11 protein-coding genes are annotated in these 11,045 nt (G+C 45.8%); 8 read left to right on the top strand and 3 right to left on the bottom strand.

Features of this window, described 5'->3' with window-relative positions:
• Positions 1–1,158: an efflux RND transporter periplasmic adaptor subunit gene (locus CBX98_RS07725; protein ID WP_006741362.1), complete on the bottom strand. Its 1,158-nt coding sequence runs from the start codon at positions 1,156–1,158 to the stop codon at positions 1–3.
• A 518-nt stretch (positions 1,159–1,676) separates the two neighbouring features.
• Here CBX98_RS07725 and CBX98_RS07720 point away from each other — a divergent pair.
• A complete protein-coding gene (locus tag CBX98_RS07720) occupies positions 1,677–3,194 on the top strand; it encodes a phospholipase D family protein (RefSeq protein WP_053808079.1) in 1,518 nt (505 codons plus the stop codon).
• An 89-nt stretch (positions 3,195–3,283) separates the two neighbouring features.
• Complete coding sequence (locus CBX98_RS07715) at positions 3,284–3,871, top strand: class I SAM-dependent methyltransferase (protein ID WP_109168897.1); 588 nt, start codon at positions 3,284–3,286, stop codon at positions 3,869–3,871.
• A 50-nt stretch (positions 3,872–3,921) separates the two neighbouring features.
• On the opposite strand, the gene CBX98_RS07710 is transcribed toward CBX98_RS07715, so the two are convergent.
• Positions 3,922–4,392 carry an ASCH domain-containing protein gene (locus tag CBX98_RS07710; RefSeq protein ID WP_109168896.1) on the bottom strand — a complete coding sequence of 157 codons (471 nt, stop codon included), beginning with the start codon at positions 4,390–4,392 and terminating at the stop codon, positions 3,922–3,924.
• Positions 4,393–4,592: 200 nt separating this feature from the next.
• On the opposite strand from CBX98_RS07710, the gene CBX98_RS07705 reads away from it, so the two are divergent.
• Positions 4,593–5,438, top strand: a complete 846-nt coding sequence (locus CBX98_RS07705) for a tetratricopeptide repeat protein (RefSeq protein WP_172605937.1) — start codon at positions 4,593–4,595, stop codon at positions 5,436–5,438.
• Between the two features lie 13 nt (positions 5,439–5,451).
• Positions 5,452–5,847, top strand: coding sequence for a DUF2391 family protein (locus CBX98_RS07700; protein ID WP_005373896.1), 396 nt, complete (start codon positions 5,452–5,454; stop codon positions 5,845–5,847).
• 3 nt (positions 5,848–5,850) lie between these two features.
• Here CBX98_RS07700 and soxR read toward each other — a convergent pair whose 3' ends face one another.
• On the bottom strand, positions 5,851–6,288 hold the full coding sequence (gene soxR / locus CBX98_RS07695) for a redox-sensitive transcriptional activator SoxR (protein ID WP_025629511.1): 438 nt from the start codon (positions 6,286–6,288) through the stop codon (positions 5,851–5,853).
• 200 nt (positions 6,289–6,488) lie between these two features.
• Between soxR and CBX98_RS07685 the strand changes: the two genes are divergently transcribed.
• The 4 genes from CBX98_RS07685 to dgcA all read left to right on the top strand — a co-directional run bounded on the left by CBX98_RS07685 (position 6,489) and on the right by dgcA (position 10,882).
• A complete protein-coding gene (locus CBX98_RS07685; RefSeq protein WP_069526045.1) occupies positions 6,489–7,697 on the top strand; it encodes an MFS transporter in 1,209 nt (402 codons plus the stop codon).
• Positions 7,698–7,851: 154 nt separating this feature from the next.
• The gene (locus CBX98_RS07675) at positions 7,852–8,733 is read left to right on the top strand and encodes a LysR family transcriptional regulator (RefSeq protein WP_109168895.1); all 882 of its coding nucleotides are present in this window, start codon (positions 7,852–7,854) and stop codon (positions 8,731–8,733) included.
• A gap of 101 nt (positions 8,734–8,834) precedes the next feature.
• Positions 8,835–9,839, top strand: a complete 1,005-nt coding sequence (gene dgcN / locus CBX98_RS07670; protein WP_109169004.1) for an N-acetyltransferase DgcN — start codon at positions 8,835–8,837, stop codon at positions 9,837–9,839.
• Between the two features lie 50 nt (positions 9,840–9,889).
• Positions 9,890–10,882, top strand: coding sequence for an N-acetyl-D-Glu racemase DgcA (gene dgcA, locus CBX98_RS07665; RefSeq protein ID WP_005392675.1), 993 nt, complete (start codon positions 9,890–9,892; stop codon positions 10,880–10,882).
• The last annotated feature ends 163 nt before the right edge of the window (positions 10,883–11,045 follow it).

Here is an 11,045-nt window from a genome sequence, read left to right as displayed (position 1 = left end):
TTACTGTACGACGGTTTCGGAGTCGTCACTCTTTTTTGCGATTTGTACCGCCATGCCTTTTTGAGGGTACTCCGGCAAGGTAAGTACCAACTTATCACTTTGCTCTAAGCCTTCCCCCACAAGTAAAAATTCACCTTCTGCTCTCAAGACCGTTACCGTCCGAGGTTGAAGTTGATTCTCACCATTCACTACCCATACCGTGCGATTTTTGACTAATTCCTGTGGCAGGCGATAGATATGCTTTAGCTCCTTACCTGTAAAGCTCACTTCAACGTAGGAGCCAAATTTAATTGGAGGCTGCTGATTATCAATACCATATGGGTCCGCGATTTGAATGACCATGTTAATCATTCGGGTAGCGCTATCAATCATGCCTAAATCACGAACCACTCGACCTTCTCTAGTGGTAGAAAACACACCTTGCTGCGTTACTGTCGCAGTGAGCTCACCAATGGATTCGGGTAAAAATGCACTATCAAAACCGGCAATTGGTACGTGCACCTCCGCCACTTCAATGTTGTTTAGCGTGGCAACTCGAGAGCCAGATGTGACAAATTGACCAACACCAATATCACGCTCAACAACCAGCGCATCGTAAGGTGCAACGACTTTGCAATTTTCTAAATCTCTTTTTGCTCGTTTGAGTGCCGCCTGAGCCGACTTCACTTGCGCTTGCGCGCTCAAAACGTGAGGCTTACGTAAATACAGGTCTGTCACTTGCTTATCGCTCAGTCTCTTAGCCTGGCGTTTTGCCACTTCCGCTTTGGCTTGCTCCTCAATCAAGCTCGCACGTGCGCTAGCTAAATTGGCTTCGGCTTGCAAAACCGACGCTTCGTAGTTGTCACTTTCAATCGTGAACAGCACTTCTCCTCGTTTCACGATCCCACCCGTTACAAAATTAGGGTGCCAACTTATCACTTCACCACTGACTTGCGCGGAAAGGTGTGTTTTTTCAAAAGGGACTAACTCACCATGGCTGGTTATCACCACTTTATGATCGGTAGGAAAAAGAGAAGAAGCCTGAACGGTAGGCTCTGTAATGGCATCTTTGGTTGACTCTTTTTCCGGAGCTGTCGCGGCGATTGCGGCATATCCTGCATAAGAGCCACCAACGACAACGAAAGGTAAAAGCCAACGTAATACGGGTTTTGCTAACATCGAAAATCCTTTTTTATTGTTGTTTTCATCACCATGCTTTTATTAAATCTTTGACTCCCTGTAAGCATGATGGTGAGGGAATTACATTTGAATAGACGTCAAAGCAGCGCGTACCTTGCTTTTTCGGTTGCTAACTACAGAGTTATTGCCAATTCAAAGTTAATAAAATTAACAAAAAATTAACCAACTTCGCAAGTTGCCCTGACTTAACTCTTCTTTTGAATAGCAAGGGACGTGCCAGGCATTTATTTATTAAAATTCAAATAGTTATTATCACTCAATTATTTTAACCAGTGTGCTATTGGTCATAATCACCAGATATTAGTGATTATGACCAATTCAGACACAATCATAATTAAAATAAATGATTATCTGCGTTCAAAAAGGTGAACTTAATCCCGAGAACATGACAATTCATTGATTAATAGCCCGTTATCCAACCTTGTTGGATGCACGCTGCGGCAACTTAGGTCTATAATTTCTGATAAGTAACACTCTGTAAGACAAGGAAATGTACTTTGTTACATACACTCGCTAAGCTGCTCTTCCCTTCTTTATTCACAATTTTATCGGCATGTTCATCCGTGTCATTGAACGATCCCAGTGAAAAATCCACTAGCTTCCAACTTGGGTATCAAGGTGACTCTGTGCTTGCACAGTACTTTGAAGCTTACGGGAAAGACCCAAAGTCAATCACTGGCTTTTCTCCTTTAAATCAAGGACACGATGCCCTTCTTGCTCGCACCTCTTTGATCGAGTCCGCACAAAAAAGCCTTGATCTTCAATACTATATTTACCGTGGTGACGAAACGAGTCAGCTAATAACGTGGCGCTTGTATGAAGCTGCAAAGCGTGGAGTCCGAGTAAGGCTGTTGCTTGACGATATGCAAAAGCGAAACGACGACGTGATGGCTGCACTCAATGCACATCCTAATATCGAAATCCGCTTATTCAATCCGCATCAGTATCGCGACTCCCGCTGGTTCGCTCTTGCTAGCGATTTTGAACGTCTTAATCGTCGTATGCATAATAAGTCTCTGATTGCAGACAGTGTTTCTGCCATTGTCGGGGGTAGGAATATCGGCAATGAGTACTTTTCTTTTGAATCACAGGTCGAATTTGGTGATTTTGATCTACTGCTCTATGGTGAGGCGGTACAACAAACTGCAGATCAGTTCGACCTCTACTGGAATAGCGCCTATGCGATACCAATGGAATGGATAACACCGGACTCACAGCAAATTACCGACCTGGCGATTCAAAAGCAGGTCGACAAACTCCAGCTAGAGGAAAAGTTCTCAACCGGCCGTTATGACTTCACTAAACTGGATATGTACCAAGCTCTCAAACAAGGCAATCTTAAGCTCTACTGGGGAGAAGCAAAAGTATGGTTTGACTTACCCGATAAAGTTGCGACCCGAGAGAGCCAACTTATTGATAATTTAACGGAGCTGGTTAAAAGTGTTGAACATTCATTTGTTCTTATCTCACCCTATTTCGTCCCAACCGAAGTCGGCACACAAGCATTGAGTAACGCGGCCAAGCGAGGCGTTGATATCACGATTGTGACCAATAGTCTCGCCTCTAACGACGTGTTTGCCGTGCATGGTTGGTACGCAAAATATCGAACAGACCTACTCGAAGCTGGGGTCAAGCTATGGGAAGTAAAAGCGAGCGCGAAACTCAAAAGCAAGTGGAGCCTCACGGGGAGCAGCAGAGCAAGTTTACACGCAAAAGCAATGACGATTGATGACAAAACTCTGTTTGTTGGCTCGATGAACTGGGACCCACGTTCAGCCGCTTTGAATACCGAAATGGCCGTTGTTATCGAACAGCCAGAATATGTGCAAATGTTTCTAGAACAACTGCCGAATCAATTGTCGAATAACGCCTATGCCTTAACTCTACGCGACGGAGACATTGTCTGGACTGACATAAAAACAGGCAAAGAATATGATTCTGAACCAGAGGCCGGAGTATGGCGAAAAATGGGCGCTTGGTTCTCGGGCATATTACCGATTGAAGAGCAGCTATAACAAGTGCCAATGTTTCAAAACCTCCCCAATAAAGCAATACAAGAATGGGCACTAGATTTGGGGAAACACAATAAATACAAGGAAGTTCAATGTCAGCACAATGGAACGAGTACTATCAGAAAATTTTAAACCAACCTCACCGCCCAAACGTGGAAAATGCCGTAAACCTACTGAAACTCGAGAGCAAAGTCGCTCTTGATATTGGCTGCGGAATAGGTCGAGACAGTCATTTCCTCCTCGAACAGGGGTTTAACGTTCACGCATTTGATAGCCATGAAGATGCAGTAAAAACTTGTTTAACACGCTTTGAAGGCCATAAGCGTTTCTCAATTTCACAGTGCTGTTTTACTGAGTTTGACTACCCTCAATGCAGCCTAGTTATCGCGAATGCCAGTTTGTTCTTTTGCCCGGACGAAAGCTTTGAGCAAGTTTGGACCAAAATAGACAGTGCCTTACAACCTGGCGGTATCTTTTGCGGTGATTTCTTAGGAGTAAAAGACTCCTGGGTTGCATCAGAAATGCATCCGAACATTACCGCATTAACGAAAAAGGAAGTGGAAAGTTTATTCGCGGATTACGAACTCATTTCATTGAATGAAAGAGATGAAGACGGAACCACGGTAGTCGGAAGCCCAAAACACTGGCACATGTTTAGTGTGACCGCTCGCAAGCGCTAAAAGCGGTCTCTCAAGAAAGCAGCACTTCAAATCAGTGCTGCTATCAGAGATTAATTGACTGAATACACCACTTCAAAACGCTCCAAAACTAGCGTACGTTTCTCATGCCAATCTATGTTCAACTCATCGCATTCAGCTTTAAAAAATGCATTATGCGCGTCACGCCACCAGTTTAAGGTTCTATCACCTTCGCCTTCTGCGTAGGCAAACTCTGCGGTTACATCCTCATATTTGCATGTGCTGACATCAGTAATTCGTATCACACAAACGGGGTCCCCGTTCCAATTCGTGACGACTTGTAAATGGCCCACTTGTGGCATGCTTTCGCCATGCTCTCGATACCAAAGCTCCATACTGCAAGAGGCGGTTTTCTGTCCAATTCGAACCAAATCGGCGCATACGTTGGCGTTGTATTCATCGGCACAATAATAGTCAGCACTAACTGATGGTACGGCTGCTCTTTGTTCTGGTGATAATACTTTTAGATACTGCTCTAAGTAATCCTTAGCTCGCGCGTCCATGCTCACTCCATTAATCATAAATTCGCAAGGAGAATAAAAGATATCTCGACAAATAACCACAAGGAACAAACTGAAAAACAACAAGAATATGACTTTTACGTAGACGACAATTATTTCTTTTGTAATAACTTTGCTAAACGTTTGTGCTATTTGCTATTGTTGCATGGTCTATCTGTACTCTTCTCGTGAAAGGACGTTTTATGCGCTTATTTATTAGTATTTTTTTCTCGCTGATACTTGCCTTGCCGACAATGGCATCGGACGAAAAGTATTCAGAATCGGATCTGTTAGATAGACCATTAATGGAACGCTATATTTTAGATGAGCTAAAAGCACTACGTCAGGACTATCAGAGCCTAGAAAAACGAATGATCACAGAGATCACCGATCGCGAGCTGACGGTTGCGGATAAATCGTTGAACTATGCCAACGTGACCGTAACCTACTTCTTCTACATCATCGCAGGTGTCGCATCGCTGATCGCCTTTGTAGGCTGGCAATCTCTGCGTGAGTTTAAACACAACACCAAAGAGATGGCGGATAAACGATTAGAAAAGATCGCCCAAGAATACGAGAAGAAATTTGTAGCACTGGAGCGAGATTTAAAGCGTAAAACTCGTATTATCAGTGAAAACAATAAAGAAATTGAGAAAATCAACGAGATCCATAACTTATGGTTGCGTGCGCAAAGCTCACAAACACCAGAGCAACGTATTGAAATCTATGATGAGATCTTGCTGATTCGCCCAGGTGATTTAGAAGCGTTGACTTACAAAGCAGATGCCGCGATGGAAATCAACGAATACCACTGGGCACTTAGCATCTGTAACCGCGTACTTGAAGTCGATTACACCAATGGTCCTGCACTGTATCAACGTGCTTGTGCATACTCTCGTCTTGGCATTGAAGAGCAAGCCATTGAAGACTTGGAACGCGCTATTGAATACAGCCCATCTATTCGTGACTTGCTTGCCGAAGAGCGAGACCTCGAATTGCTGCATGGTAACGAGCGCTTTGAAAAGCTCTTACACCTAGCAAACGAATAATGGAATGAGCAGCATGAGTAGTCACTTTAACTTAGAAGACGCCAGCCAAGTGTTGGTTGGCGCTTTTGCCCTCGCCGTCCCCATCTCTTTTTCTGAAGAGGCGTGGCGACTGGGTGAAAGCTTGCCAATGGCAAACCTGCTCATGCTGTTAAGCCTTTCTGTCATTTTCCTCAGTTTTTTCGCCTATCAAAGCGTGTTCCAAAGCCACATCAAAAATCGCGTATCCATTTTTATTTTTCGTGTGGTTATCGCGTACCTCATTGCGGCCGTTGTGGTGGCGTTAGTTCTTTTCTGTCTTGATAAGTTGCCACTAATGAATGAGCCTTTGGTTGCGATAAAACGCGTTATCGTCATCACAATGCCGGCGTCAATGGGCGCGATTGTGGTGGACAGTTTCGACAAAGAATAACGCTTACGCCCCTTCTTCTAAGGTCAAATTAGAACCCGAGTGGTCTTTGCCTAACACATCTTCTGGGTTTCGCAGTGCGCAGGTTTCTAACGACAAACACCCGCAGCCAATGCATCCGCCCAAATCGTTTTGCAGGGCTTTGAGCTTTTGAATTTTTTGCTCCAACTGTTCATGCCAATGGCTCGCCATGACTTCCCATTGCTGTTTGTTTGGCGCTTGATGTTTCGGCAGCTCATCTAGCGCATGTTTGATTTCTTCTAACGATAACCCAACTTGCTGAGCAGCTTTAATCACCGCGACACGGCGCAAAACGCTGCGGTGGTAGCGGCGCTGATTGCCTTGATTTCTCCAACTCGAAATCAGTCCTTTTTGTTCATAAAAATGCAGGGCAGAGACTTTCACTCCGGAACGTTTTGCCACTTCTCCTACGCTGATTTCCATCCTTGACTTCCCGTGTTTCTATTTTGTTAAAAAAAGCTTTACCTCAAGTTTACTTGAGGTTCTAAAGTTACACCATCTTAAATAACGCTAAACCCAGACGGTATCGAAATATTGCGTTCAGGACGCATAACTTGGTTGACAAACACAGCACCGCTAGAAGTCAACGTTTTGAAATCCATTGGGAATTTGAGGCAAACATAATGAAAAATAAAACTCAGCCGTACTTAGCTGGCCGCTTCTTCGACAGCATTTCCTCTGGCTTGTTCATGATGGCACTGCCATGGGTCATGCTTTCCGAGCCAAAAATGGGCACATTCGTCGCTTTAGTTTCACTGAGCTGCACCGCGATTTCTTTTCTGGCAACGCCTTTCTTTTCCACTTTAGTGGACCGACATTCACGAAAAGCACTCCTCGTGCTCAATCAATGGATTCAATCGGGTATGGCTTTGGTGGTGTTCATTGCTTATTGGTTAGGGTTTGAGTCCCACTGGCTGCTGGCTTTTGCGCAATTGGTGTATTGGGTTTCGAGTAACTTTGCATGGACAACCAACAACGCGTTCACCCAAGAAAATTATCAGCACCATGAGTATGCGAAAATTTCGGGTCAGCAAGAAATTGTAATGCAATCCACAACCCTCGGAGCTGGCGCGTTGGGTATTGTTTTGCTTGAAATGTGGGGCATGAAAGAGTTTGCTTTGTTTGCGGCCAGCGCTTCTGCTTTAGCGGCGATGTTCTATATTCTGACGCCTTATACCCAACAATTAAGGGCATCAAAATCCGTAGCTTTCATCGCACAACTCAAAGAGAGCAAACAAATATTCCGTCTCGAACCCCGCTTTTATGGCTTTATTCTGCTCTCTTGCCTCTCTTATCCTGCATTGACGTATTTGAGCAAATTGGTGCCGATTTGGTTTTCTGAACAAAGCATCTCTGGCGATTGGTTTGCAGGGTTCAACATCAGTTTTGGTCTCGGCTCGTTACTAACAGGTTTCATTGTCACCAAAGTGCTGAGTCGCGCCTCCCATAGCCACATTATGTTTGCTTCGATGGTCATGGTATCTCTAGCGTTTATCGGAATGAGTTTTGCAATAAGCCCGCTGACCATCTTATTGTTTACGGCTCTGTTTGGTGTGTTTAACGCGCTAAATCGCATTGCGAGAGTCAACTGGATGCATCACACCGTAGCGGTTCATCAACGAGGTCGCGTCGATGGCGGCATCAGCATGTTCGCCACCACCATTCAATCTGTCAGTTACGTCCTGATTGCAATGTTGAGTCATTACGAACTAACACAATACGGTTTTGCAATAGCAGCTGTTGTCATAGTGTTAGCAGTGGTTTTGATGGGATTACTCAGCCGAGACGTCGAGCCGTTTAACAACCTGCCCCTTCATGCAGCAGCAAAGTGAAGCATAGAAATTAAGAAGTTGAGAAATTGAAAAAGCGAGATAAGAAGGCAACCAACATCGTCTTCCTATTTTTTACGCCAGCACTTTTGCCTCTATCGCTCATCAGCAAGGTTGGGTATTCTGAGGTGACCAACATGAGCAGAGGGAAATCGCAGTGAACTTAAGACAATTGGAAGTCTTTTACGCCATTATGCAAGCAGGAACGGTGTCTGGTGCTGCTCGCTTACTGCACGTTTCCCAACCTAATGTCACTCGAGTTCTCGCCCATACAGAGCAACAACTGGGCTTCGCTTTATTTGAACGCGTAAAAGGTCGCCTCGTTCCCACTCAAGAAGCCAAAGCCTTATTGCCAGAGGCAGAAAAAGTCTATCAGCAACTTGGACAATTTCGTTCTCTGACCAACAAAGTCAAACAGGGAACTCAACATTTACGAGTCGGTGCCCCGCCTGTTTTGGCCGCACACTTGTTAGCACCGACTGTCGCGTTGTTGTCGAAAGAGCACGGCATCTCCTTTGAGCTATTAACGGCCAATCGCGATGAGCTGTGCTCCGGGTTGCTGAAACATGAATTGGATGTCGCCATCGCGTTCGGTGAAGAAACACCACCAGCGATCATGGGGCACGTGTTATTGAAAGAAAACTTAGCACTGATCGCTCCTAAAAGCGCAGCGATACCCGCAGAAAAAACCGTCATTTTAGAAGAACTCATCAGTCACGATTTACCCATTATCGGTTTAGATAGCCGAGACCCTCTGGGCTTGCTGTTGCATCAAACCTTGTCAGCGCGTGACGAGCATTATCAACATGCCATCACTGTACGCAGCTACTCCGCGGCGGCTGAACTGGTGAAACACCAAGCAGGGTTCGCCATTGTCGATCCATGGACTGCAAAACAATATCGCCAAGATAATACCGTCTCCGTGCATGCTTTGGAGCCAAACATGTCCTTCTCTGTCTCTATTTTATTCGCAGAGCACACACCTCAATCCATTGCGACAAAGCAATTTATCACCGCCCTAAAACAACAGATGGTTTAAAGGTATAACTTGAAGTTATACCTGCCTAACAAATAAGCATTCGGTTTCCTAAATCAGTCTGGCTACATTAATGAGCAATAACGATGACGAAGGGAACCATCATGCAAATTGCTCAACCTTACCTACTCTTTCTTGGCGATGTAACCGATCCACTCGCAGCCAAAACCGCGCGTGGCATTTACCAATGGCGACCTGAGATTTGTCTTGGCCAAATCCGCCTGACGCCAGAAACCGTATCGCTTGGTTTAACCGACATGACACTACAACAAGCGCAGCAGCAAGGAGCAAAAACGCTGGTACTTGGCACAGCAAACCCGGGGGGAGTCATTCCCGAAGCTTGGCAAGCAACCTTACTTGAAGCGGCAGAAATGGGATTTGAAATTGCATCGGGCATGCACCAACGTTTGGCGGAGTTTACTTCTCTTGCCGCTCTAGAACGACGCGGATTAACCAAACTGTATGATGTTCGCCATTATGATGCCCCGCTCAAGGTCGGCAATGGCAAAGCACGCGCAGGCAAGCGAGTACTTACTGTAGGGACAGATTGCTCCGTGGGCAAAATGTACTCTGCTCTTGCCATTGAGCATGCATTAAAGCGTAAAAACTGTCGCGCAGAGTTCAAAGCAACGGGTCAAACCGGAATTCTCATCGCAGGCAGTGGCATTTCAATTGATGCCGTAGTTGCCGATTTTATCTCCGGCGCAGTAGAAGCGATCAGCCCCGACTTCACCGACCACGATTGGGACATCATCGAAGGGCAAGGTTCGTTATTTAACCCTTCGTTTGCTGGCGTAAGTTTGGGCTTACTTCACGGCGCACAAGCGGACGCTCTGGTACTGTGCCATGAGATTGGTCGCCCGCACATCCGCAACTTACCACATGCGAGCTTGCCAACCATTGAACAAACGATAGAAGCGAATCTGGCCGCTGCTCGCCTCACAAATCCAAAAGCTCAATTAGTGGGTATTTGCTTAAACACTTCGGCGATCAGCGAAGAAGATACTGCCCAGTTATGCCAGGATTGGAGCGACAAATATCGGGTGCCCGTCACCGACCCTGTGCGTTTTGGCGTTGATGCGGTTGCAGATAAGATCCTTACTATTTAGGAAACATTTACGGTTTAGAAAATAACTGCGGTTTAGGGAAAACTAGTGAGATGAAAATTCATGTAGAACCCGTCACGATTGCTATGGCGACACCATTTCGCATCTCTCGCGGCAGTCGGACAGAGTGCCACGTAGTCCGCGTGACAATTGAACATCGAGGCATGATCGCCCAAGGAGAATGCACACCATACCCTCGTTATGGTGAATCAGTTGAATCGGTAATTAAGGCGATTTCTCACGCCGCGCATGAACTGCAAAGTTTGTACGCCAAAGGCGAAGCTGATGCGATCGCTCTCAAAAGCCAGCTTCAATCATTATTGCCCGCAGGAGCGGCAAGAAATGCGTTGGATTGCGCCCTTTGGCATCTTCTTGCGCTTTTGAGCCACAAGCAACAAGTTCACGACCTCTTTACGTTACCCGAGGCGATTGTGACGGCGATGACGGTTTCTATCGACACGCCGCAAGCGATGGCAAAACAGGCGCAAGCTTACCTTAGCCAAGGCGCAAAACTGCTTAAGGTAAAACTGGATGGTGAAAACGTGATTGAGCGCGTTGCAGCAGTACGCGATGCCGCGCCGCACGTACAAATTGTCTTAGATGCGAATGAAGCGTGGCAAAACCTCGACCTCGCGACGGTATTTGATCAACTCGAACCGTTTAATATCATCATGATCGAGCAACCGCTGCCACAAGACCGTGATGACGTACTCGCCAGCATTCCGCACCCCATTCCACTTTGCGCCGATGAAAGCTGTCACACCAGAGAGCAATTGCATCAACTGCTTGGCAAATATGAAATGGTGAACATTAAGCTAGATAAAACGGGCGGGCTCAGTGAAGCATTATTGCTGGCCGACGATGCAAAAAAACTCGGTTTTAGCCTCATGTCCGGTTGTATGTTGGGGACGTCGCTGGCGATGCGTGCTGCGTTACCCATTGCTGCTCAGGCGAGCGTTGTCGATCTTGATGGCCCGGTGTTGCTCGGACAAGATATAACGCCGAGCTTAGTTTATCGCGACGGCGAAATCGTTCTTTCCAAATAGCCTAAACAATCCAGAGGTTTTGCTCCAAAAGTCAGAACCTCTGAGTTTATGATCTCGATTAAAAAACAATCAGCCCCATCATGAAATAAGTCACATAAATTATATGGTTATTACGGCATGCTAAGATTACAGTAGTCCAATAAGGTGGTCTTATGCATCGAGT

The sequence above is a fragment of the Vibrio sp. T9 genome, from assembly GCF_003123985.1.
Lineage (GTDB): Bacteria > Pseudomonadota > Gammaproteobacteria > Enterobacterales > Vibrionaceae > Vibrio > Vibrio diabolicus.
This window is presented reverse-complemented; position numbering and strand designations above follow the sequence as displayed.

Excerpts from the sequence above, each read along its gene's own strand:
- CBX98_RS07725 (WP_006741362.1), bottom strand. The coding sequence starts at position 1,158 with ATGTTAGCAAAACCCGTATTACGTTGGCTTTTACCTTTCGTTGTCGTT.
- CBX98_RS07715 (WP_109168897.1), top strand. The coding sequence starts at position 3,284 with ATGTCAGCACAATGGAACGAGTACTATCAGAAAATTTTAAACCAACCT.
- CBX98_RS07710 (WP_109168896.1), bottom strand. The coding sequence starts at position 4,392 with ATGGACGCGCGAGCTAAGGATTACTTAGAGCAGTATCTAAAAGTATTA.
- CBX98_RS07705 (WP_172605937.1), top strand. The coding sequence starts at position 4,593 with ATGCGCTTATTTATTAGTATTTTTTTCTCGCTGATACTTGCCTTGCCG.
- CBX98_RS07700 (WP_005373896.1), top strand. The coding sequence starts at position 5,452 with ATGAGTAGTCACTTTAACTTAGAAGACGCCAGCCAAGTGTTGGTTGGC.
- soxR (WP_025629511.1), bottom strand. The coding sequence starts at position 6,288 with ATGGAAATCAGCGTAGGAGAAGTGGCAAAACGTTCCGGAGTGAAAGTC.
- CBX98_RS07685 (WP_069526045.1), top strand. The coding sequence starts at position 6,489 with ATGAAAAATAAAACTCAGCCGTACTTAGCTGGCCGCTTCTTCGACAGC.
- dgcN (WP_109169004.1), top strand. The coding sequence starts at position 8,835 with ATGCAAATTGCTCAACCTTACCTACTCTTTCTTGGCGATGTAACCGAT.
- dgcA (WP_005392675.1), top strand. The coding sequence starts at position 9,890 with ATGAAAATTCATGTAGAACCCGTCACGATTGCTATGGCGACACCATTT.